We start from the raw sequence: 22,896 nt of genomic DNA, 5'->3' as shown, positions 1-22,896 counted from the left end.
TCCTCAGCGGAACTCCACATACTGGTCGAGCGCCACGCGGCGCATGGTCTGCACAATGTAAGGTTGTGCATTGTGCACCGTCACCAGCCCCTTCGCGTCGCGGCAGCGGTTGGCCAGGACGAACAGCATGCCGATCGCCGCGGAGTCCAGGAAGGTCATGTAGCGCAGGTCCAACCGCACCTCGGGCCGCGCGCCGATGTCCCAGTCCGCCAGCAGATCATGGAACTTGCGGCTGTCATCGTAGGTGAAACGCCCCGACAGCATGATCCCTTCCTGACCGTCGATGTCGGTGTAGGCGTACTCCATCGTCACATCCGTTGGCCGGTGGTGTCTGTTTTTCGCTGCCCGCGCGGGGTGAAAAGCCCCGTTGGCATTATGGGTGCACGAATTGCGCAGCCCACGCAAGCATTGCGCGAGAGGCCGGAGGCCAGGGAATGGCCCGCCGCGCTGGACAAAGCGGTGTCACACCTATATTCGGTGGGCGCCCCGGCGGGAACCCGCAAGGGCTCCCCACCAACCCGCAAACGCCGGTGCGCCATGGTCGGCCGATCGCAGGACCATGCCGTCACGCCGCATTGCCATCGTACAGGGAGGGTGCCGCCATGCACACCGACCGCCAGGAACCGGATCGTATCCAGGACGATGTGCCGCACCCGGCCGAACGCCCCGCCCCGCCCCGCGAGGACGGCGAGGAGGAGCGCGCCTATGGTGTTGAGCCGGAGTTCGTGGAGGAGATCGTCGAACGGCTGCACGCCGGACGGCGCGACGATCTGCGCGCGGAGGTGGACAAGCTTCACCCCGCCGACATCGCCGACCTGATCGAGCAGCTCGGTCACGATGACCGGGAGGCGCTGATCGGTGTCCTGCGTCCCGACTTCGACGGCGAGGTGCTGAGCTACCTCAACCCCGATCTCCGCGAAGAGATCGTCGAGCTGTTCGAACCGAAGGAGCTGGCCGCCGCCGTCGCGGAGCTGGACACCGACGACGCCGTCGACGTCATCGAGGACCTGGACGAGGACACCCGGCGCGAGGTGCTGGAGAATCTGCCGGCCGCCGACCGCGCGCTGGTCCAGGAGAACCTGACCTACGACGAATACACCGCCGGCCGCCTGATGCAGCGCGATCTGGTGGCGGTGCCGCAGTTCTGGACGGTGGGCAAGACCATCGATTACGTCCGTGCCGCCACCGACGAGCTGCCGGAGGACTTCTACGATATCTTCGTCGTCGATCCGATGCACCGGGTGGTCGGCGCGGTGCCGCTGTCGCGCCTGCTGCGCCAGAAGCGGTCGATCCGCATTGCCGATCTGGTGACGGAGGAGGTGGACACCATCCCCGCCACCATGGATCAGGAGGAGGTGGCGAACCTGTTCCGCCAATACGCCCTGGTCTCCGCCCCTGTGGTGGATGCCGGCGGGCGGTTGATCGGCGTCATCACCGTCGACGACGTGGTCCACATCATCGACGAGGAAGCCGAAGACGACATCGGCAAGCTGGGCGGCGTCGGCGACACCTCGATCTACCGCTCGGTTCTGGAGACCTCGCGCTCGCGCATTTCCTGGCTGGGCGTGAATCTGTTCACCGCCTTCGCCGCGGCGGGCGTCATCTCGCTGTTCGAGGCGACCATCGAACAGATCGTGGCGCTGGCCGTGCTGATGCCGATCACCGCCTCGATGGGCGGCAACGCCGGGACCCAGACCCTGACCGTAGCGGTGCGCGCCCTGGCGACGCGCGAGCTGTCGTCCTCCAACGCGCCCCGCGTGGTGGGGAAGGAGGTTCTGGTCGGGCTGCTCAACGGCGCCGTCTTCGCCACGCTGGTGGGGGCCATCGCCGCGACGTGGTTCGAGCCGATGATCGGCCTGGTCATCGGCTGCGCCATGGTCATCAACCTGTTCGTCGCCGGCCTGTGCGGCGTGCTGATTCCCATCGGGCTGGACCGGCTGGGCGTCGATCCGGCGGTGGCGAGTTCGGTCTTCCTGACCACCATGACCGATGTCATCGGCTTCCTGTCCTTCCTGGGGCTGGCGTCGCTTTTGTTGTTGTGACCAACGAAAAGGGGCTTGCCAAAGGCGGCTCTCTTCCGGATGATCCGGGCATTGGCTGGGGTGCCGTGCGGGATGCGCTCACGCGGCTGAGATCACACCCATCGAACCTGTCTGGATAATGCCAGCGAAGGGAGCCGCCGCATGGTATCCGCGCCCTTATCTCATTCTGATTCCGCTCTTTCCGTTTCTGGAGGGCCCTCCATCGCCGTGATCGGCGCCGGGGTGATCGGCCTGTCCATCGCCTGGAGGCTGGCCGCCGCCGGCTGCCGGGTCGAGGTCTTCGACCGCGGCGCTGCCGGCCGGGGCGCCAGCCACGCCGCGGGCGGCATGCTCGCCGCTTGTGTCGAGACCGAACCCGGCGAAGAGAGCCTTCTGCCGCTGACCCGCGCATCGCAGGACCTGTGGCCCGCCTTCGCGGCGGAGTTGGAGGCCGCTTCCGGCATGGCGGTGGACCTGCGCGGCGAAGGCACGATGGTCATCGCGCTGAACGCCGACGACGCGGCCAAGGTGCGCTTCCTGCACGATTTCCAGACCAGGCTCGGCCTGCCGGTGGAATGGCTGAGCGGGGCGGAGGTGCGGCGGCGCGAGCCCTATCTCCAGCCGGGCGTCGCCGGCGCGCTGTTTTGCGCAGGCGACCATCAGGTCGACAACCGCAAGGTCGCCACCGCCCTGCACGCCGCCGCCCTGCGGGCCGGCGCCGTGGTGCACGAATACGCTGAGGTGTCCCGCATCGAAGTCCGCGGTGGTCGGGCGGTCGGTATCCAGGTCGAGGACCGTCTGGTCGAGGCCGATCAAGTGGTTCTGGCCGCCGGGGCGTGGTCGGGCTGGATCGACGGGTTGTCTCCGGCGGTGCGGCCGCCCGTGCGCCCGGTGAAGGGACAGATGCTCTGCCTGCGCATGGACGCCCGCCTGCCGTTGCTGCGCCATGTGGTGTGGACCCCCGGCACCTACCTGATCCCGCGGCTGGACGGGCGGCTGCTCGTCGGCGCCACGACGGAGGAGCGCGGGTTCGACGACCGGCTGACCGCCGGGGGCCAGTTCGCCCTGCTGGAGGGGGCATGGCGCGCCCTGCCGGGCATCGCCGAGCTGCCCATCGAGGAGGCATGGGCCGGCTTCCGCCCGGGCACCCGCGACGACGCCCCGATCCTCGGCCTCTCGGAGGTCGAGGGGCTGGTCTACGCCACCGGGCACCACCGCAACGGCATCCTGCTGACCCCGGTCACCGCGGATTCGGTGGCGCGTCTGGTCCTGACCGGGGAGGCCGATCCGGTGATCCGCCCCTTCGCGCTCGACCGCTTCGCCCAGCCGAAGGGGGCCGCGGCATGAGCGCCCGCATCCGTGTCAACGGGCGGGAGGAGGACCTCGCCGCCCCCACCGTCGCCGCCCTGCTGGCCGGGCGGGGAATCGCCGCGGGCACCCGCGGGGTCGCGGTCGCCCTCAACGGCGCCGTCCTGCCGTCCCGCCGCTGGGACGAGACGCCCCTGTCCGCGGGCGACGCCCTGGAGATCATCCGTCCCGTGCAGGGCGGCTGAAATTCTCACCCGCCGGAGCGCGGGTCCGACATCCAAGGAAACACCCATGAACGACACGCTCACCATAGCGGGCCGTGAGTTCCGCTCGCGCCTGTTTCTCGGCACCGCCGGTTATCCGAACCAGCAGGTCATGCTGGACGCGCTGGAGGCCAGCGGCAGCGAACTGGTCACGCTGGCCATCCGGCGCATCAGCCTGGACGGCTATTCGGAAAGCCTCGTCGACGTCATCGGCGACCGCGCCGGGCTGCTGCCCAACACCGCCGGTTGCCTGACCGCCAAGGAGGCGGTGCTGACCGCGCAACTCGCCCGCGAGGCGCTGGGCGTGGACTGGATCAAGCTGGAGGTCATCGGCGACCGCGAGCTGCTCTACCCCGACGTCGAGGAGCTGCTGCGCGCGACCGAGGAATTGGTGGCCGACGGCTTCACCGTTCTGCCCTACTGCAACGACGATCCGGTGACCTGCCGCAAGCTCGCCGACCTGGGTGCTGCGGCGGTGATGCCGCTGGGCGCCTTCATCGGCTCGGGGTTGGGCATCCGCAACCCGCACGCCATCGAGACGATCTGCGCGCGCAGCCCGGTGCCGGTGGTCCTGGACGCCGGAATCGGCACGGCGTCGGACGCCGCCCTGGCGATGGAGCTGGGCTGTGCCGCCGTGCTGCTGAACACCGCGGTGTCGAAGGCGCGCGATCCGGTGCGCATGGCGGCGGCGATGCGCGACGCGGTGGCGGCGGGGCGGGCGGCCCGTCTGGCCGGGCGCATGCCGAAACGAGCCTTCGCGGAGGCGTCGAGCCCGCAGCTCGGCTTGATCGGAACGTAAGGCTGGCGCAGGGTAAGGGCCGCCCGAACACAATCAGAGAGACCCGAGACGTGCCCAAGACCTTCGAACCGCGCGATCCGGACTGGGAGGCGCGCTGCCGCGCCGGCTTCGAACGCCAGCCGATCTGCAAGACGCTGGGGATCGAGCTGACGCGGCTGGAGCCTGGCTTCTGCGAGATGCGCCTGCCGTTCCGCGCCGACCTGACGCAGCAGCACGGCTTCTTCCACGCGGGCATGGTCAGCACGCTGGCCGACAACGCCGGGGGCTACGCCGGCTACACGCTGATGCCGGCGGGCAGCGAAGTCCTGGCGGTGGAGTTCAAAGTCAATCTGATGTCGCCGGCCAAGGGCGAGGTGATGATCGCCCGCGCCCGCGTGTTGAAGCCGGGCCGCACCCTGACCGTCACCAGCGTCGAGATCTCGATGCTCGACGGCGGGGTGGAGAAGGACTGCGCCATCATGCAGCAGACCCTGTTCTGCCAAGCTCCCGCCTGACCCGTCCCAACCCCTTCCATCCGATCCAGGAGGTTCGCATGCCGCTGTCGCGTCTTTTCGGTGCCGCATTGGTCGCGGGCATCGCCACCGTTGCGCTTACCCAGCCGGCCCTTGCCCAGAAGAAGGAGCCGCCGGCCTGCGGCGCCGTGTCCTTCCGCGCCATCGCCCCCGGCGCGCCGGACGGCGAAACCGACGCCGGCCTCTACAAGTCCCGATTCGGCAAGATCGAGGTGAAGGCCGAGGTCAAGGGCGGGCAGGCCACCAACTACTACATGGTGCTGAACGGCAAGCGCATCGACGCGTCGGCCAACCCGCCCAAGGCCGCCGATTCCTGCCTGAAATCCAAGAGCGTCAAGCTGCCCTATCAGAAGCAGGCTGCGGGCGCCTGCACCGGCAACCGCTTCCGCGTGGTCATCGACCGCTCCGGCAAGCAACCGGTGGCCCTGTTCTTCGGCCTGCACGGCGACGATTGGGCCTATTGCAGCGGCACGACGCTGGACAAGGGCGCCTGACGAGACCCGTAGGACACGATCGGGAGACCGCTCATGACCGGGACCATCGCCCATCTGTCCGCCGCGGGGCTGTTCCTGCTGCTGACGCATTTCGGCATTTCGAGCACGCCGCTGCGCGCGGCGCTGGTCGGACGGCTGGGCGAGAAGCCCTATCTCGGCCTCTATTCGCTGGTCTCGGCGCTGGGCTTCTGGTGGCTGGTGGCGGCCTACAACGCGGCGCCCCATGTGCCGTTGTGGCCGCCCGCCGGCGGGCTGGCCTGGGTGCCGGTCCTGCTGGTGTCGGTGGCGCTGTTCCTGCTCGTCGCCGGCCTTTCCACCCCGAACCCGACCTCGGTCGGGCAGGAGAGGCTGCTGACCGGCGACCGGGAGCCGGTCCGCGGCATCCTTCGGGTGACGCGCAACCCGTTCCTGTGGGGCGTCGGGCTGTGGGCGGTCGCCCATATGGTGCCGAACGGCGATCTGGCCTCGCTGATCCTGTTCGGCACGCTTGCCCTGCTGGCGTTGGGCGGCAGCGTCCTGATCGACGCGAAGCTGGCGCGGCGGCTGGGGGCGGAGTGGGACCGCTACGCCGCGCACACCTCCAACCTGCCCTTCGCGGCGATCCTGGCCGGGCGCCAAAGCCTCGTCTGGAAGGAGATCGGCTGGTGGCGCCCGGCGGTGGCTCTGCTGCTCTATGGCGGTCTTCTGCACCTGCACCGGATGCTGTTCGGCGTGTCGCCGCTGCCCTGGTGACGGAGCCTCCTCACCGTCAGAACGTCATGCCGCGCACCTGATCGCGCAGCGTGTTGCGGGCGGTGTCGGCCTCCTTGCGGGCGGTGGCCAGTTCGCGGGACAGGCCGTCGAGGCGGGTTTCCTGCTCGCCCATCTTGGCGATGGTTCGCTTGAACAGGTCGCTGTCGCGCGGCAGCGTGGCGAGGTTCTGGCGCAGCCGCTCCTGCTCCTTGCCGATGTCCGCCTGTTCGCGCTCCAACTCGCCGACGCGGCGCTCCTTGTCGGCGACAGCGCCGCGCAGGGTCGCGACCTTGGCCAGGGCCTCGCGCGCCGCGGGCGGCAGCTCCGCCGAGGAGGCGTAGGCCCGCACCTGCTCCGGCGACATCTCCGAGATGCCGAACCGTTCGATCCGCGGGCGCTCCAGCGCGACGGTCAAGGTCACCGTCTGGCCGGCGGGCACCGCCACCGGCAGACGGTAGGCGTCGGCGGTCAAGTCCGGGGCGCCCCCATCCGTCGCCCCACCGGTGGGCTGCACCAGCTCCCAGCCGGAACGCCGCGGATGCTCGACGATGACGGTGCGGTCCTCGCCCGCTGCGCCGGCGATCCGGTAGGTGGTGGTCTGGCGGTCGGTCACGGTCAGCTGCAGCACCCCGTCGGCCAGGGTGGCGCGGGACAGGGTGCGGCTCGGCTGCTCGGAACGGTCCACCGTCACCGCCTGATCCACCGCGAAGCTGAGGATCCGGCTTTCGCCGGCCGGAAGGGTGGCCAGCCGCGCGTCGCCCACATAGGCGGCGGCCCCGCCCAGCCGCTCATAGAGAGTCAGCACGCCCGGCGGCAGGCCGGTCTCGCCGGAGTCGCCGTTGCTGAGGCGCAGAGCGGCCAGCGGATGGCGCGGCTGGGTGTTGGGCTGGTAGAGCGACAGCCGCTCCGCCGGGATGGCGCGGGCGGTGATCGGCATCATCATCGTGCCGCCGTTCGCCAGTGTCACCGGCTGCGGGTAGCGGAACAGCACCTGCGCCGTCGCCTCCGTGCTTTCGGCGGGGGTGGTCTCCGCCGCGCGCTGGGGCATCGCGCCGGCAAAGGGCGCGCTCATGGCCGGTGCCGGGGCCGGCGGAGGCGGGGCGGCCATGGCGGTGGGGGCGCCGGATTCGGCGGCGGCGCGGGAGCGGACGGCCGAATCCTGCGCCTTGGCCATCACGTCGGCGGCCACGGCTCCCTCGTCGGGCGGCGGCAGGACGCGGCCCAGAACCTCCACCGGCACCTCCGGACGGTTCACGAAATAGGCGGAGTAGAGCGCCTGCCGGAAGGTGACCGGGTTGCCCGACGCCACCGACAGCTCCACCCCCTTCCAGTCGTCGCCGCTGAGATTCTCCAGCACGGCCCAGCCCTGGAGGTCGCCCGTGCCGCCCTCGGCCCCCTTTGCCGATTCGGGCAGGGTCAGGCGATAGGTCGCCTTCCACAGCGGGGCAGCGACCACATAGGCGACGCGCACAGTGCGCTCCGCGCCCGTGTCCGTCTGCGGCGCGGTGGTGCGGATGGTCAGGCGCCGCCGCTCCTTGCCCGCCGCAACGGCGACGGCGGCCAACGCCGAGTCGAGCTGCGCCTGCACCCGCGGGTCGGCGAAGCGCAGGGAATCGGTTTCCTCCAGGACGAGCTGGCGCAGCCCCTCCGCGGTCATCAGGCTGACGCGGTTGCGGGTGACGGTGCCGCCGCCGTTGGGAAGCTGGGTGTATTCCTCCGTCACCGAGAGCAGCCGGCCCGACACCGCGCGGGAGCCGCTGGTCTGCACCTCCGCCCCCTTCATGGCGTTCAGCAGGGCGGTGGGTGAGGCGAGATCCTGCGGCGTGAAGGGCAGCTCGCGGAAGGCGGTCTCCAGCGGCTCCTGCCCCGGCAGGTCCACCGTGCCGATGCCGCCGCGGTCGTCGTAGACCACGATGCTCTTCAGGACGTCGTCCACCTGGTCGCGGCGCACCTCCAGGGTCAGCGCGGCATCGCCGGAGACGCGCGCCTCATGCTCGAAATAGCCGACGCCGCCGGTGGACAGCAGCACCCGCTTCAGCGCCAGCGCTCCCGGCGGCTGGTCCGCCGCCAGGGCGGGCGCGGCCAGCAGCGGCACGGCAAGGGTGAAGAGGGCGGCTTTCGTGATCCCGGACATGCGGGTTTCTCCCGTTATGGACGATTGGGCGTTCTTGGCCTGACGGATTGGGCCTGACAGGCTGAGCCCGGCTTCCTTGCCCGGCTTACGCTTTGATTTGGGAAAGAATTGGGCAGGCGGGAAGACGCGAACCGCGCCGACATGCCGCGGAACCGCCGCCGGTCAGGGTTTGTGCGGCTTCGGCCCTCTGTGACATAAAGGCGCCACGTCGGTTCTGCTGACGATAAAGAACACAAACAATATGGGATGGAAGCGCCATGGATCTTGGCAGGAGCGGGGCCGGACATGGGGCCGGCTGCTGGCGCGGGGACGCTCCGCGAGCCCTCGTGGCGGGCCGCGTGACGGGGACCGCGGACGCTCCGGAACGGCGGTGGGTCTTCGTGCCCGGCACCTCCGGTTTCGATGCGGAGCGCCGGACGATGGCCGGCGACGTGGAGGAACAGGCGCGCCAGACCTTGCGCAACATTCGCCGGACCCTGAGGCGGTCGCAGGCGGATTTGTCGGACGTGGTGCGGATGCGGGTCTATCTGGCCGATGCCGCCGACTTCCCGCGGGTTCAGCCGATCCTGGCGGAGGAATTCCGCGATCGCCCGCCCGTCGGCACGACCATGGTCTGCCCGCTGGCCGACTCGCGCATGAAGATCGAGATCGAGGTCACCGCGCGCTGTTGAGCGTTCCGCGTCTCCGGCTCATGGCTCACCGACCAGCGTGCGCGCCGATTCGATGTGGCGGCGGGCCTCGGTCAGCAGCGCGCGGTGCTGGGCCAACGCTTCGCGGATGGGCAGGCGGTTGTTGTAGACGCGCACCTCGTTGAGCAGGCGGTCGGCGCGGTCCAGATGAGCCATCCGCTCCAGGCATTGGTCGAGCACGAACATGGTCATTCCCCTTCGGTGCGGGCTTTTGCCTTTCGCCTCGCGGCTGAGAGGAATAAACCAACCTGTGATGACCGCGTGATTTCAGGAAATCGGCTTTTTCGTTTCGATCGCACGGTAGGATGTTTCAGCCGATTCACCCATCGGTCGTGCAACGGGTGCCTGTTACGGGCTTGTAACCGATTGCGTGCACCCATGGCGGTGAGCTATGAAGAGGACGGGAGGTAACGGCCATGCACATTCTCGCGGTCGATGATGATGAGCCGGTGCGCGAACTTCTGGAGTCCTATCTGGCTTCGGAAGGCTACCGCGTGACCACCGCACCGGACACGGCCGCGGCGAAGAAGGCGTTGGAGAGCGATCCCGTCGATCTGGTGGTCTGCGACCTGCGGCTTCCGGACGGCGACGGGCTGGGGCTGGTCCGCCAGATCCGCACCGAATCGCACATTCCCGTCATCATCCTGTCGTCGAAGGACCAGGATGTCGACCGGATCGTCGGGCTGGAGCTGGGCGCCGACGATTATCTGACCAAGCCGTTCAACCCGCGCGAATTATTGGCCCGCATCAAGGCCGTGCTGCGCCGCGTCTCCGGCGAGGGCCGTCCTCCGCGCAGCCCCGACGACCTGCGCGCCGTGGTGCAGTTCGCCAATTGGGAACTGGACCTGACCGCCCAGCGCCTGCGCAGCCAGGAAGGGCGCGAGGTGGAGTTGACCAAGGCGGAGTTCGGCCTGCTCGCCGCCTTCGTGAAGCGCCCGCAGCGTGTGCTGACCCGCGACCAGCTGCTGGACCTGACCCGCGCCGACGGGGCGGAGGTGTTCGACCGCTCCATCGACGTGCTGATCCTGCGCCTGCGCCGCAAGATCGAGGCGAATCCGAAGGAGCCGCGGATCATCAAGACCGAGCGCGGCGCCGGCTATGTCTTCGACGCCAAGGTGAAGACGGTCTGAGTCCCGTCCAGCCGTCGGCGGCTGGACGGAACCTTCGGCGCGCGCTAGCCTTTCCGGAAAAGCAGAACCGGGAGGATGCGCGGATGGCCGACCCCATCGATTTCTATTTCGATTTCGCCTCGCCCTACGGCTATTTCGCCAGCCGCCGCATCGAGGAGCTGGCTGCGGCGCATGGCCGCACCGTCACGTGGCGCCCGATCCTGCTCGGCGCCATTTTCAAGGTGACGGGGATGAAGCCGAACCTCCAGCAGCCGTTGCGCGGCGAGTATCTGGTCCATGACGTGGGCCGGATCGCCCGGCTGACCAACGCGCCCTTCACCTACCCCGACTCGGCCCCCGCCAACAGCGTCGCCGCGTCGCGCGCCTTCTACTGGCTGACCGACGAGCATCCCGAGCAGGCGAAGCTGCTGGCCCGCACCCTCTACCACGCCCATTGGGGGGAGGGACGCGACATCGGCCCCGCCGAAACGGTGGTGGAGATCGCCGGCACGCTCGGCCACGACCGGGCGGCGGTGGCTGCGGCCCTTCAGGACCAGACCGTCAAGGACCGCCTGCGCGCCGAGAACGACGCGGCGGTGGACCGCGGTGTCTTCGGCTCCCCCTTCGTCATCGTCGACGACGAGCCCTTCTGGGGCTGGGACCGGCTGGACATGGTGGAGCGCTGGCTGAGCACGGGCGGCTGGTAGGCCCGCCGCAAAGCCCGTTGGGGGAGGGCGGTTGAAAGTCCTGCCATCGGGACCGGCGGTGGGGCTATAAGGTGGGCACCACCGACAACCGGTTCGCGCATGGACCAGATCCTCCCCGACCGCCGCTCCAGCAAGGCCGCCGGCCCCGCCCATACGTCCCGGCCGCGCGCCCGCCGGTCCTGGCTGACCGGCGCGGTGCTGACCGCGCTGATGCAGGGGATGATCGCCCTGTCCATCCGCTCGGTGTCGGGCGATCTGGCCTTCGCCCTGCTGGGGTCGGTCGGCCTCGTCGTCGGGGCCTTCCACTACCTGTTTCCGGGCAGCCAGTTCTTCAGCCTGGCCCTGGCGAACTTCATCGGCGTCTACGCCTGCGTCTTCGTCTTTTTCCTGGAAAGCAACTTCCACAGCATCCCGTCGCACATCCAGGCCGCCGCCTTCGCGATCCCGCTGATCGCCTTCCTGGGGGGCGCGTGGTGGCGGGCCAACACGATCCGCAGCATCGTGATGTCGCGGCGGCTGCGCGACGGTGGGCATTTCGACCGCATCTTCCTGTGGATGGCTCCGGTCTGGGGAATCGGCGCGCTGACCTTCCTGCTGCCGGGGCGGGAGGTGTCGCCGGAGATGCTGACGGCGATCTTCCTGCTGTCGATGTCGGCCATCGGAGTCGTCGTCGCGCTCGTCGCCCGCGACATCGCCGTCTTCCTGCTCGACGCCGGGCTGCTGTTCGAGGGTTTCTTCCAGCAGGCGGCCCGGCTGGTGCTGCCGGCCTTCGCCTTTCTGACCTTCTATTCGCTGTGCATCATCATGTTCGGCGCCTTCTACACCATCCTCGACCGCTTCATGGTGGAGCCGAACTTCATCATCGACGGCGTGCGCCGCGACCTGACCTTTCCAGAGGGGCTGTACTTCTCTCTGGTCACCTTCGCCACGGTCGGCTACGGCGACATCCACCCGGTGACGGGCGCGGTGCGGCTGATCTGCGGGATCGAGATCGTGATGGGTGTCCTGCTTCTGCTGTTCGGCTTCAGCGCCATCATCGGCCACGCGCCGCCCCGGGACCGCCGCGACCGTGATCGCGACGGTCCCCTCTGAACCGCATCACGGAGCCAGGAACACCGTCTCGGCGTGATGGGCCACACCGTCCGAGAGGCGGGTCAGGGTGAGGGTCAGCGGCATGGAGCCGGCCACCGCGGCGCCCGCCGGGGCACGGACATGGACGCGGTGGGTCTGCACCGTGTCGGGTTCGGCGCCCAGCACCGGCGCCGGGCCATCGGCACCCCCGCCACCGGCCGCGGTCACCGTGGCGCCGCGGGGGCCGGAGACCGTTAGCCGGTAGCCCTGCGGGGCGCGGGTCATGTTGGAGATCTTGACCGTGTAGCTGTTCTGGATCGCGCCGTTGGACAGGGTGACGTAAAGCGGCGCCCGGTCACGCAGGACGGAGACGTCCACCGTCGGCTCCAGCAGCACGCCCAGCGTCATCATCCCGCCGACCACCAGCATCACCAGCGAGTAGATGATGGTGCGCGGGCGGACCAGCCGGTAGGGCTCCGGCTTGCGGGCTACGGCCTTGGCCTCCTGGGCTGACTGGGTGTCGTAGCGGATCAGCCCGCCGGGGCGCCCGATGCGGCCCATCACGTCGTCGCAGGCGTCGATGCACAGGCCGCAGCTGATGCAGTCCATCTGCAGGCCGTCGCGGATGTCGATGCCGGTCGGGCAGACCTGGACGCAGGCCTTGCAGTCAATGCAGTCGCCGAGACCTTCGGCCGAGCGCTCCGCCCAGCTCTGCTCCTTGCGCAGCGGCGCCCGGCCGTCGCCGCGCCAGTCCTGATAGGTGACGGTGAGGCTTTCATCGTCCAGCAGGGCAGCCTGGATGCGCGGCCAGGGGCAGACATAGACGCACATCTGCTCGCGCATGAAGCCGGCCATGGCGTAGGTGCAGGCGGTCATGAACAGGATCCAGCCGGTCGCCACCGGCCCGGGCTGGAAGCGCAGCAGGTCCGCGACGTAGCCCGGCGCGTCCACGAAGTAGAAGAGGGCCGAGGCCCCGGTCACCAGGGCGATCAGCAGCCAGACCACGTGCTTGGCGGTCTTCTTGGCCAGCCAGCCCGCGTTGCGCGGGCCGTTGTCCAGCCGGATGCGGGCGCCGCGGTCGCCCTCGATCCACTCCTCCACCTTCACATAAAGGTCGGTCCACACCGTCTGCGGGCAGGTGTAGCCGCACCAGACGCGGCCGGCGAGCGCCGTCGCCAGGAACAGGCCGACCGCCGCCAGGATCATCGCGCCCGTCAGGTAGTAGATGTGCTGCGGCCAGAGTTCGAGGGCGAACAGGTAGAAGCGCTGGCTGTCCAGATCGAACAGGATCGCCTGGTTGGGCAGGCCGGCGCCGCGGTCCCAGCGCAGCCAGGGCAGCAGCATGAACAGCGCCAGCAGGCCCACCATCAGCGCCGACTTGATGCGGCGGAACCGGCCGCGCGCCGCCTTCGGGTAGATCTTCTGATGCGAAGCGTAGAACGGAGCCGGGGTCGAGGAAGCCGGGCTGGACGGGGCCGGAGCGGAGGGCGGCGGGGGAAGGCTGGACGAGCGGGCGAGATTCTGCATGGCGTGCCTCTGCGCAAACATCCGCACCACCCGAGCGGTGGCCTGCGGCATGGCGCCGACTGTATGCCTTCAATCGCCGACTTCGCAAGCGTGATTGAATGCATTCAATGGAGGATGTGTATGGAAAATCCTGATTCTTCAGGGGTCGATCCCAGCAATGCGACACTCTGAAGCAGGCTTTGATGGGCCTCAGATGATGACGCCCGCGGTGGCGGGGGGCAGGACCAGGGCGTCGGCCAGGATCTCCAGCGCGCGGCGGGTCTCGTCGCGGTCCAGCGGGGCGCCCAGGCAGAAGCGCAGGGCCGCGGGCACGTCCGGGGTGGTGGCGAAGGCCTCCGCGGCCACCGCCGAGATGCCTCGGCTGCGCAGGTGTGCGGTGAACTCCCCGCCGCTCCAGCCGTCCGGCAGGGTGAGCCAGAGATGGAAGGCCTCCCGCTTGGTGACGATCCGCTCCGCCGGCAGGAGCGATTCGGCGAGCGACCGGCGGGCCATGGCCTCCGTCCGGATGGCGTCGCGCACGGCCTCGGCGGTGCCGTCGGCGATCCACAGCCGGGCGATGGTGGCGGACAGCGGGGCGGCGATCAGCGTGGTCGCCCGCTGCGCCACCGCCACCCGGCGGGCCTGCCGGGCGTCGGGGGCCGCCACATAGGCGATGCGCAGCGCCGGGGACACGCATTTGGCAAGCCCGGCGACGTGGTAGGTCAGCTCCGGCGCGAAGGCGGCCAGCGGCGGCGGCGCCGTTTCCGGCAGCGGGCCGTAGATGTCGTCCTCGATGATCGGCACGTTGTGGTCGCGCATCGCTGCGGCGACCGCCTGCCGCCGCTCCTCCGGCATGGTCGCGGTGGTCGGGTTGTGAAAGGTCGGGATGCAGTAGAGCGCCTTGGGCCGGTGCTCGGCGAGCGCGGCGCGCAGCGCGTCGGGGTCGATGCCGTCCACGTCCATCGGAACGCCGACCACCCGCAGCCCGAGCTGCGCCGCGGCGGCGCGGAAGCCGGGATAGGTCAGCGCCTCCGCGCAGACCGTGTCGCCGGGGCGGGCCAGGGCGGACAGCAGGGCGAGCAGGGCGGCCTGCGTGCCGGGCGCCACCAGCACCCGCTCCGCCGTCAGGCCGGGCAGGCGGTGGCGCAGCCAATGGACCGCCGCCTCGCGGTCGTCGGGGCTGTCGGCCCCGTCCGGGTAGCGCAGCAGGTCCGGAAGTCCCAGAGCCGCGGTGGCCGCGGCGATTCCGCGGGTCATGCGGGCGGTCAGGGCGGCGGAATCCTCCGGCTGCGGCGGCTGGTTCATCGCCATGCTGACGGCCAGCGGCACCGTCGCAACGGTGGTGTGCGGCTCCGCGGCGAAGGGTGGGAGGACATGGCCCGTCTTGCGCACGAAGGTTCCCTGCCCGACCCGCGCGTCGACCAGCCCGCGGTGGCGCGCCTCCCCATAGGCGCGGCTGACGGTGGTGAAATCAATGCCCAGCCGGTCGGCCAGGATCCGCTGCGGTGGCAGCCGGTCGCCGGGCCTCAGCCGCCCTGACCCGATGTCCGCCGCGATGGCGTCCGCGATGGCGATGTAGACGGGCCGGCTGCGGTCCTCCAGCGAGGGGGCCCAGTCGATGGGTTGGGAAGCGGTTGGGGGGGCGGGAAGCGGCGGCATGGCGATCCTTGTAGGGAGGCGGGGCGCTCCCTTCCAAACATAAGACCCGCGATTGTATGGATTGTCAATGCGCGCGTCGGGAAAGCGCGACCGGCGGGTCCAGCACCGCATCGGCTTTGCGGCGCGGCGCCACATCCGTGATGACGAATCGGCTGCGCGGCACCGCGGGCATGCGCGACAGGTCGAGCGCCAGATCCTGCGCCGGCACGCTGTAGCGCATCTCGCGGGTCAGCAGGCGCAGCGCCGTCTTCACGACCTCGATGGTGATCCACTCCCCGGCGCAGCGGTGGCCGCGCAGGTGGCCGCCGCCCCCTTGCGGGATGAGGGCGAAGGCGCCCGGTTCGCGCCCGCGGAAGCGCTCGGGGCGGAACCGCTCGGGATCGTTCCAGATCCGCGGGTCGTGGCAGGTGCCATACAAATCCAGCAGCACCCAGGTCCCTTCCGCGAAGCGGTGGCCGCGCCAGTCGAAGGGCGTGCGCACGCGCCCTGCGACCAGCGGGAAGAAGGGATAGAAACGCCGGACCTCCTGGACGAAATGTTCAACCTCCTCCGGGCTGGCGTCCTGGAGTGCGGCCCGTTGCTCGGGATGCTCGTGCAGGGCCATGGCGGCGAAGACCACATACTGGGCGATCGCCACCACCGGGCGGAGGATGTTGATGAGTTCCACCGACGCCGTCACCGTGTCCAGACGGTTGCCGTCCAGACCGCGGTGGGTTGCGATGGCGTGGATGGCACGGCTTTCCGCATCACCCTCCGTCATCACCAGCCGCCCGGCGCGGACGTCCTCGATCAGGCCGCGCGCCCAGCGTTCGGTGCGGGTGCGCAGCAACAGGCCGCGCCAGTTGCGTAGGCCGACCGCTCCGGCCCCGTCGATCATCGCGGCAAACTCCGCAGTGCGGGGGCCGGCCTCTTCCTCCGCCAGGGGCACCCCGGCCCAGCGGCAGACGGCCCGGCAGAGGATCGCCCGCACGGCGTCGAGGAGGACGACCCGCTCCGCCCTCTCCCATCCTGGCAGGGCGGCGCGCCATTCCGCGGCGACCTCCCCGCACAGGCGGCGGATGTTCTCCGGCTCCATCAGCGCCATCAGCATCCGCTTGCGCCAGCGGTGCGCCTCGCCGTCCAGCGTCTGGGCGGCTCCACGGTCCTGCAGAAGCATCAGGGTGGTGATGGGCATCGCGCCCTTCCGGGTGAAGCGGTCCGGTTCGTAGAACATGCCGGCCGCCTCCTCCCCCATCACGCAGATGGCCTTGCGGAGCATGAGGCGGGTTTCGAAAATGTCGGAGCCGTGGCGCTCGCAGCGGTTCATCACGAAGCGGTAGCCCTCCGACAGCAGGGCCAGCGTGCTGTCCGGGCTGGCGTCGCGCGGGATCGGATGCATGGGAACCTCCTTTCCTCCCACTGGGGACAACAGGCTCCACAGCCAAAGCGTGCGCAGAAAAAAGGCCACCGGGGTGGACCCCGATGGCCTTCGAGTCTAGGGAGGAAACGTCCAGGACGTCGCACCAGCCGCCGCAACGGCGGCCCACAACGCTTGAACACAAGAGGAAGCATACTAATATATTAATATGAAAGCAAGCAGGAAATCGGGGGTGGCAATCCATTTTCGATGTCGGCCGACCATTTCGCCGCCCCACTTCCGTCCCGCCGGAGCGACGGGACGGAAGCGGCAACCGTAGAGGTCAGCCGCTGTTGCGCAGGCCGGCGGCGACGCCGTTGATCGACATCAGGATGCCGCGCCGCACCCGCTCGTCGCTGCTGCCGGCGCGGTGACGCCGCAGAAGCTCGACCTGGACGTGGTTCAGCGGGTCCATGTAGGGGAAGCGGTTGCGGATCGACCGCGCCAGCAGCGGGTTCTCGCCCAGCAGCTCGTCATGGCCGGCGATGGCCAGCAGATGGCGGCGGGTGCGCTGCCACTCCTCGCGGATGCGGCCGAAGATGCGCTCGCGCAGCTCGACGTCCTCCACCAGCTCCGCGTAGCGCGAGGCGATGGCGAGGTCGCTCTTGGCCAGCACCATGTCCATGTTGGACAGCAGCGACTTGAAGAAGGGCCAGGCGCGGTTCATGCGCTGGAGCAGGGCGAGCCCGTCCGGCTCCTCCTTCAGCCAGGCCTCCACGGCGCTGCCGAAGCCGTACCAGCCCGGCAGCATCAGGCGGCACTGCGCCCAGGAGAAGACCCAGGGAATGGCGCGCAGGTCCTCGATGCGGTCCGACTTGGTGCGCGAGGCCGGACGGCTGCCGATGTTCAGCGTGGCGATTTCCGAGATCGGCGTGGCCGTACGGAAATACTGGGTGAAGCCCGGCGTCTCGTAGACCAGCCCGCGGTAGGCGCCGAAGGCCAGCTCCGACAGCCGCTCCATCGCCGCGTAGAAGGATTCCGCCGGCTCGACGCGGTTCTCCAGGTCGAGCAGGGTGGCCTCCAGCGTCGCCGCGGTCAGGACCTCCAGGTTGCGCTGCCCGACCTCCGGGCGTCCGTACTTCGAGGCGATGACCTCGCCCTGCTCAGTGATGCGGATCTGGCCGGACACCGCGCCGGTCGGCTGGGCCAGGATGGCCTGATAGCTGGGGCCACCGCCGCGGCCGACCGAGCCGCCGCGGCCGTGGAACAGCCGCATGCGCACGCCATGGCGGTCGAACAGCTTCGCCAGCTCGATCTCCGCCTTGTACAGTTCCCAGCCGGAGGTCAGGAAACCGCCGTCCTTGTTGCTGTCCGAATAGCCGAGCATCACCTCCTGCTCGTCCCCGCGCGAGGTGACCAGGGCACGGTAGGCGGGCAGGGTGAACAGCCGCTCCATCGTCGCCGGGGCCTGCCGGAGATCCTCGATGGTCTCGAACAGCGGGACGATGTTGAGGCCGAGCGCCGGCTCGCCGCCCGCCTCCGGGCGCAGCAGGCCGGATTCCTTGAGAAGCAGCGCCACCTCCAGCAGGTCGGACGCGCCGTCCGTCTTGGAGATGATGCTGTTCGGCAGGGCGGCGGGTCCGTAGGTCTCGCGCAGCTGGCGGGCGGCGAAGAAGATCGCCAGTTCGCCCGCCGTTTCCTCCGAATAGGCGTGGTAGGGCGAGTGAAGCGGGCGCGGGCTCTGGATTTCCTCGGCCAGCAGGGCGATGCGCTCGTCCTCCGACAGGGCGGTGTAGTCGGCACAGCGCCCGGCGACGGCCAGCAGCTCCGCCACCGTGCGCTGGTGCACGTCGGAGTTCTGGCGCAGGTCGATGGGCGCCAGATAGAAACCGAAGGTCTTCACCGCGATGATCAGGCGGCGCAGCCGCCCGGCGGCCAGACGGCCCGCCCCGTGGGCCTTCAGCGAGGCGGCCAGCACCTCCAGGTCGGCCAGCAGTTCGGCGCTGGTGGGGTAGGGATCGCCCTTGCCGACCGCGTTGCGCAGCGCCTCATGCTGGTCGAGCGTGCGCGAGGTCGCCGCCAGACGGGCGTAGATGCCGGTCAGGGCGCGGCGGAACGGCTCGTCGGCGCGGTGCGGCGAATGGTCGGGCGAGCGCTTGGCCAGCTCCTCCAGCTCCGGCGAGGTGCCGAGCAGCAGCTCGGACAGCGGCAGCTCGCCGCCCAGCTCGTGGATCTCGGTCAGATAGTGGTCGAGCGCGGCGGTCGATTGCAGGCGCATCGCCTCGCGCAGGATCGGTGCCGTGACGAAGGGGTTGCCGTCGCGGTCGCCGCCGATCCAGGAACCGATGCGGAAATAGGGCGGCAGCGACCACTCCCGGTCGGGGAAGCGCTTGGCCAGCAGATCCTCGAAGCGGCAGAACAGCTTCGGCAGCTCGGAGAAGAAGGTGTCGGTGTAGTAGGAGATGCCGTTCTTCACCTCGTCGATCACGGCGAGGCGCTGCGGGCGCAGCATGCGGGTGCGCCACAGGGTCAGGATGGCCTCCTGGAGCGCGTCCATGTTGGCCTCCGCCTCCTCCGGCGTCAGGCGGGAGCGGTCGCGGGTGTCGAGCAGGGACGCCACTTTGTGCTCCAGCGCCAGGATGCTCTTGCGCTGGACCTCGGTCGGGTGGGCGGTCAGCACCGGGCTGACCTGGGCGATGTCCAGCACGCCGGCCAGCCGGTCCGACCCGACGCCGGCGGCCTCCAGCCGCTCCAGCGCGTAGGGCAGGGTGCCTTCGCGCGCCGGCGAGCCGGCGATGGCGTGGTCGCGGGTGCGCCGGATGTGGTGCTGGTCCTCGGCGATGTTGGCGAGGTGCAGGAAGTAGGAGAAGGCGCGCACCACCGACATCATCGTGTCGCGCGGCAGGCCGTTCAGGATCTCGGCCATCTCGCGGCGGGCGGAGTCATCGTCGTCGCGGTTGAAGCGGACCGAGGCCTGGCGCACGCTCTCGATGACGCCGTAGACGCCGTCACCCTCCTGCTCGCGCACCGTGTCGCCGAGCAGGCGGCCCAGCAGGCGGATGTCCTCGCGCAGCGGGAAATCCTTGTCGTCGGTGCCGGTTTCGGTGCCGGTTTCGGTATCGCTGACCGGAGCGGTGGAATGGAGGGCGGCGTCGGTGGTCATCGTGGGTCGCTCCGGCTGTGCGAAGGTGGAACCGTCGAAAGGATCGGCGTGCAACTGTAAAGCAGTTTGCTGCACCTGCTAAAGCCCTTTTCCCCTTGTGGGAGAACGGCTTCGGCACGGTTGCGGACGCCGCCGCCCCGGTGGCGCCGGTTGCGCTGCGGTGTCCGCACAGATCTATCACTTGGCCGAAGGGCTCGCCACGGCGGCGCGCGATCCTTCCGCCATGCGGTGACGGCTGCTGATCAGCGCCAGAGTTATACTAGTATATCAAATCCGCTGGCAAGACTCGCAGCCTGTTCAGGGCGTGCCGAATCGTCCCGGCGGCAGCCCGACGACGCCGGGCGTGCAGGCGAACAGCCCGCCGGCTAGCGGTTCTCCGTCCGGCGCGTCCTGGGCGGCGGTGGTGATGAACAGCTGGTCCAGCCCCGGCCCGCCGAAGGCGCAGGAGGTGACGTTGGACACCGGCAGCCGCACCACCCGGTCCAGCGTCCCGTCCGGCCGGAAGCGGCTGACCCGGCCGCCGCTCCAGTGCGCGACCCAGAGATGGCCCCGGCGTCGCAGGTCATGCCGTCGGGATAGCCGTCCTCCTCGCCGAAGCGGATGTGGGCGCGCTTGCCGGACAGGGTGCCGTCCGCAGCCAAGGTGAAGGCGAAGATGGTCCGGCGCGGGCTGTCGGTGTGGTAGAGCGTCCGCCCGTCCGGGGACAGGGCGGGGCCGTTGCTGACCGTGTAGCCCTCGTCCGCCCGCTCCACGGAACCGTCCGGCCCTACGCGGTAGAGCGAGCCGGAGGCGTCCTGCTCCGCGTCGTCCATGCTGCCCACCCACAGCCGGCCCGCCGCGTCGGCCATGGCATCGTTCAGCCGGTTGCCGGGGGCGTCCTCCTCCAGGCGCACAAGCTCACGGCCGATGGTCAGCCGTTCGCCATCCAGCCTCAGGCCGACCAGCCGGCGCGAGCGCAGCCCGGCGACGAAGCCGGCGCCGTCCGCCCGCTCGACCAGCCAGCAGGCGGCCTCCTCCAGCGGCCAGGCGCGGCCCCGACCGTCGGCGGGTGTGTAGCGCAGCAGGCGCGACCCCCGGATGTCCACGGCGAACAGAGCGTTGCGCGACGGCGACCAGACCGGCCCCTCGCCGAGCTGCGCGCCCGCCTCCCAGACACAGTGAGCGTCCATGGTCCCGGTCTCCTTGCTATTGCTGTCCTGCGGGATGCCGCGGGTCTTTTCGTCACAGGTCCGGGGTGACTTTCGCGGCAAGTCTTTTGCAGCGTTCCGGCGCGGGAAGTGGCAAAAAGAGCGCGTGGCGTTCGCCGGTCCCATGCCCATATGGGGCTTGACCGAACGATCGAACCGACGTTTGAACCGAAGTTCGAACCAAAGTTTCAAGGCAGTATTTTTCCGAGGGAGGAATTCACCCATGTCTGCCCCGACCCGACTGAAGCCCGGCGTCGTGACCGGAGAGGACTACCGCGCGCTGATCGCCGCCTGCCAGGACGGCGGTTACGCTCTGCCGGCGGTCAACGTGGTCGGCACCAACGGCATCAACGCCGTCCTTGAGGCGGCGGCGAAGAACCGCTCCGACGTGATCGTGCAGCTCTCCAACGGCGGTGCCCGCTTCTACGCCGGCGAGGGCATGAAGGACGCGCTCCAGGCGCGCATCCTCGGCGCCGTGTCGGCGGCCCAGCACGTCCATCTGCTGGCCGAGCAGTATGGCGTCTGCGTCGTCCTGCACACCGATCACGCCAACAAGGGCCTGATTCCCTGGGTCGAGGGCATGATCGACCACGGCGAGGAGCATTTCCGCCGCACCGGTCGTCCGCTGTTCAGCTCGCACATGCTCGACCTGTCGGAAGAGTCGCTGGACTTCAACCTGTCGGAATGCGCCCGCGTCCTCAAGCGCCTCGCCCCGCTGGGCATGAGCCTGGAGATCGAGCTGGGCGTGACCGGCGGCGAGGAGGACGGCATCGGGTCGGAAGACCTGGACGCCGCCAACAACGCCCACCTCTACACCCAGCCGGAAGACGTGCTGCGCGCCTATGAGGAGCTGTCGCCCATCGGCCACTTCTCGGTCGCGGCCTCCTTCGGCAACGTCCATGGCGTCTACGCCCCGGGCAACGTGAAGCTGCGTCCGGAGATCCTCGGCGCCTCGCAGGCCCTGGTGGCGGAGCGTCACGGCGGTGGCGCCAAGCCGCTGGCCCTGGTGTTCCACGGCGGTTCGGGGTCGGAGAAGGAGAAGATTGCCCAGGCGGTCGGCTTCGGCGTGTTCAAGATGAACATCGACACCGACACCCAGTTCGCCTTCGCCGAGTCCATCGGCGGCTTCGTGCTGGAGAACGAGGCGGCCTTCCGCCATCAGATCGACCCGCAGTCGGGCAAGCCGCTGAAGAAGCTGTACGACCCGCGCAAGTGGCTGCGCCTGGGCGAGCAGGGCATGGTCCGTCGTCTCGACGAGGCCTTCGCCGATCTGGGCGCCGCCGGCAAGTCGCTGGCCGGCTGATCCGTCGGAACGTGGGGGTGGGGGGCCGGCATGGCCGCTCACCCCTACACCGACGGCGGCACCGCGATCACCGGCTCCGGCGGTGTCGAAACCGCCGCCGGAGCCGGGGGTGCCGTGAAATCCACGGCCAGCTGCTCCACCGTCATCGACCCGGCACCCGCCGCCACTTCCGCGCCGAACTGGAAGCCCAGGATCCAGTCGGTTTCGCTGACGATCCCGCGGGTCTGAAGCTCGTCCAGCACCCCGTCCAGGTCCAGCGCTCCCGCCAGCCGGTCGTCGCCGTATTGCAGGACCGTGTATTCCCAGTCGATCGGGTTGCCGTCCACCCCGCCGCTGAACAGCGGCTTGTTCCACAGCGTGGCGTCCCCCTGAGCGTCGGTCAGCGTGGCGACCGGCTCCCCGGCGGGGGTGAAGTAGCCGCTGTGCAGCCACACCATCACCTCGTCGGTCACCCCTTCGATCCCCTTTTTCGGGTCGTCGCCGATCCACAGGCTGACCGCGACGTTGTAGAGGTTCGTGGCGCCGGTCAGGCCGACCTTGTAGGTCACGTCGAAATTCGGCAGGTCGGCGATCCGCGCCGGCAGGATCGCGCTGGTGGACGGCGCGCCGTTCCACGGGTTGACGCCGTGGGTCAGCTCCGGATAGGCGCGCACCGGGTAATTCTCGTAGGTCAGGGCGCGCCGGCTGTCGTAGGGCCAGCTCCAGCTGATCACCGTTCCGTTGGGAAAGGCCGCTTCGTCGAGGGCGATGGACTGGGTGAAGTCCTTGCCGTTGCGGTAGCCGCCCGGATTCCAGACGTTGCTGCTGGCCGCCCAGCCGCCCGCCTCCAGGCGGTCGGCGCCTCCCGTCAGCGTCGTGGTCATGGTTGGTCCCCGCTCCGTCCTGTTCTGTCCGGCGTCGCGG

20 protein-coding genes, 1 pseudogene and 1 riboswitch are annotated in these 22,896 nt (G+C 69.7%); of the genes and pseudogenes, 12 read left to right on the top strand and 9 right to left on the bottom strand.

Annotation, left to right across the window (positions count from 1 at the left end):
* Nucleotides 1–3 precede the first annotated feature (3 nt).
* Nucleotides 4–306, bottom strand: coding sequence for an STAS domain-containing protein (locus Sp245p_RS34170; protein ID WP_014199893.1), 303 nt, complete (start codon nt 304–306; stop codon nt 4–6).
* Nucleotides 307–602: 296 nt separating this feature from the next.
* On the opposite strand from Sp245p_RS34170, the gene mgtE reads away from it, so the two are divergent.
* From mgtE to Sp245p_RS34135, 7 genes are all read left to right on the top strand, one after another.
* Complete coding sequence (gene mgtE / locus Sp245p_RS34165) at nt 603–2,042, top strand: magnesium transporter (RefSeq protein ID WP_014199892.1); 1,440 nt, start codon at nt 603–605, stop codon at nt 2,040–2,042.
* 46 nt (nt 2,043–2,088) lie between these two features.
* Nucleotides 2,089–2,192: riboswitch (TPP riboswitch) on the top strand.
* On the top strand, nt 2,184–3,368 hold the full coding sequence (gene thiO / locus Sp245p_RS34160) for a glycine oxidase ThiO (protein ID WP_052584562.1): 1,185 nt from the start codon (nt 2,184–2,186) through the stop codon (nt 3,366–3,368). Its footprint overlaps the riboswitch before it by 9 nt.
* A complete protein-coding gene (thiS, locus tag Sp245p_RS34155; RefSeq protein ID WP_014199889.1) occupies nt 3,365–3,574 on the top strand; it encodes a sulfur carrier protein ThiS in 210 nt (69 codons plus the stop codon). Before thiO ends, thiS begins: the two co-directional genes overlap by 4 nt.
* Before the next feature lie 46 nt (nt 3,575–3,620).
* Nucleotides 3,621–4,391, top strand: a complete 771-nt coding sequence (thiG, locus tag Sp245p_RS34150) for a thiazole synthase (protein ID WP_014199888.1) — start codon at nt 3,621–3,623, stop codon at nt 4,389–4,391.
* A 50-nt stretch (nt 4,392–4,441) separates the two neighbouring features.
* Nucleotides 4,442–4,885, top strand: a complete 444-nt coding sequence (locus Sp245p_RS34145) for a PaaI family thioesterase (RefSeq protein ID WP_014199887.1) — start codon at nt 4,442–4,444, stop codon at nt 4,883–4,885.
* A 38-nt stretch (nt 4,886–4,923) separates the two neighbouring features.
* Complete coding sequence (locus Sp245p_RS34140) at nt 4,924–5,397, top strand: hypothetical protein (protein WP_014199886.1); 474 nt, start codon at nt 4,924–4,926, stop codon at nt 5,395–5,397.
* 33 nt (nt 5,398–5,430) lie between these two features.
* On the top strand, nt 5,431–6,129 hold the full coding sequence (locus Sp245p_RS34135; protein WP_014199885.1) for an NnrU family protein: 699 nt from the start codon (nt 5,431–5,433) through the stop codon (nt 6,127–6,129).
* Nucleotides 6,130–6,145: 16 nt separating this feature from the next.
* Here the strand turns inward: Sp245p_RS34135 and Sp245p_RS34130 are convergent, their stop codons facing one another.
* The gene (locus tag Sp245p_RS34130) at nt 6,146–8,263 is read right to left on the bottom strand and encodes a DUF4139 domain-containing protein (RefSeq protein ID WP_014199884.1); all 2,118 of its coding nucleotides are present in this window, start codon (nt 8,261–8,263) and stop codon (nt 6,146–6,148) included.
* A gap of 338 nt (nt 8,264–8,601) precedes the next feature.
* On the opposite strand from Sp245p_RS34130, the gene Sp245p_RS34125 reads away from it, so the two are divergent.
* Nucleotides 8,602–8,934 carry a Rid family hydrolase gene (locus tag Sp245p_RS34125; protein ID WP_158310469.1) on the top strand — a complete coding sequence of 111 codons (333 nt, stop codon included), beginning with the start codon at nt 8,602–8,604 and terminating at the stop codon, nt 8,932–8,934.
* An 18-nt stretch (nt 8,935–8,952) separates the two neighbouring features.
* On the opposite strand, the gene Sp245p_RS34120 is transcribed toward Sp245p_RS34125, so the two are convergent.
* Entirely contained in the window at nt 8,953–9,144 is a 192-nt protein-coding gene (locus tag Sp245p_RS34120) for a hypothetical protein (RefSeq protein ID WP_246119835.1), read from the bottom strand.
* Nucleotides 9,145–9,368: 224 nt separating this feature from the next.
* Here Sp245p_RS34120 and Sp245p_RS34115 point away from each other — a divergent pair, with 224 nt between their 5' ends.
* From Sp245p_RS34115 to Sp245p_RS34105, 3 genes are all read left to right on the top strand, one after another.
* A complete protein-coding gene (locus Sp245p_RS34115; protein ID WP_014199880.1) occupies nt 9,369–10,082 on the top strand; it encodes a response regulator in 714 nt (237 codons plus the stop codon).
* 83 nt (nt 10,083–10,165) lie between these two features.
* Nucleotides 10,166–10,768 carry a 2-hydroxychromene-2-carboxylate isomerase gene (locus Sp245p_RS34110; RefSeq protein ID WP_014199879.1) on the top strand — a complete coding sequence of 201 codons (603 nt, stop codon included), beginning with the start codon at nt 10,166–10,168 and terminating at the stop codon, nt 10,766–10,768.
* A gap of 99 nt (nt 10,769–10,867) precedes the next feature.
* Entirely contained in the window at nt 10,868–11,860 is a 993-nt protein-coding gene (locus Sp245p_RS34105; RefSeq protein ID WP_014199878.1) for a potassium channel family protein, read from the top strand.
* Nucleotides 11,861–11,866: 6 nt separating this feature from the next.
* On the opposite strand, the gene ccoG is transcribed toward Sp245p_RS34105, so the two are convergent.
* The 5 genes and pseudogenes from ccoG to Sp245p_RS34080 all read right to left on the bottom strand — a co-directional run bounded on the left by ccoG (nt 11,867) and on the right by Sp245p_RS34080 (nt 20,672).
* Entirely contained in the window at nt 11,867–13,366 is a 1,500-nt protein-coding gene (gene ccoG / locus Sp245p_RS34100; protein ID WP_014199877.1) for a cytochrome c oxidase accessory protein CcoG, read from the bottom strand.
* Between the two features lie 189 nt (nt 13,367–13,555).
* Nucleotides 13,556–15,004: an aminotransferase-like domain-containing protein gene (locus Sp245p_RS34095; protein ID WP_109139318.1), complete on the bottom strand. Its 1,449-nt coding sequence runs from the start codon at nt 15,002–15,004 to the stop codon at nt 13,556–13,558.
* A gap of 64 nt (nt 15,005–15,068) precedes the next feature.
* Nucleotides 15,069–16,382, bottom strand: coding sequence for a cytochrome P450 (locus Sp245p_RS34090; protein WP_014199875.1), 1,314 nt, complete (start codon nt 16,380–16,382; stop codon nt 15,069–15,071).
* Nucleotides 16,383–16,683: 301 nt separating this feature from the next.
* Nucleotides 16,684–19,503 (bottom strand): phosphoenolpyruvate carboxylase, encoded by a 2,820-nt coding sequence (gene ppc, locus Sp245p_RS34085; RefSeq protein ID WP_109139348.1) that lies wholly within the window; start codon nt 19,501–19,503, stop codon nt 16,684–16,686.
* Nucleotides 19,504–19,800: 297 nt separating this feature from the next.
* Nucleotides 19,801–20,672, bottom strand: a pseudogene (locus Sp245p_RS34080) (SMP-30/gluconolactonase/LRE family protein).
* A 241-nt stretch (nt 20,673–20,913) separates the two neighbouring features.
* Here Sp245p_RS34080 and fbaA point away from each other — a divergent pair.
* Nucleotides 20,914–21,993, top strand: coding sequence for a class II fructose-bisphosphate aldolase (fbaA, locus tag Sp245p_RS34075; protein WP_014199870.1), 1,080 nt, complete (start codon nt 20,914–20,916; stop codon nt 21,991–21,993).
* A gap of 44 nt (nt 21,994–22,037) precedes the next feature.
* On the opposite strand, the gene Sp245p_RS34070 is transcribed toward fbaA, so the two are convergent.
* A complete protein-coding gene (locus Sp245p_RS34070; protein WP_014199869.1) occupies nt 22,038–22,856 on the bottom strand; it encodes a GH12 family glycosyl hydrolase domain-containing protein in 819 nt (272 codons plus the stop codon).
* Between the last annotated feature and the right edge of the window lie 40 nt (nt 22,857–22,896).

The sequence above is a fragment of the Azospirillum baldaniorum genome, from assembly GCF_003119195.2.
GTDB lineage: Bacteria > Pseudomonadota > Alphaproteobacteria > Azospirillales > Azospirillaceae > Azospirillum > Azospirillum baldaniorum.
This window is presented reverse-complemented; position numbering and strand designations above follow the sequence as displayed.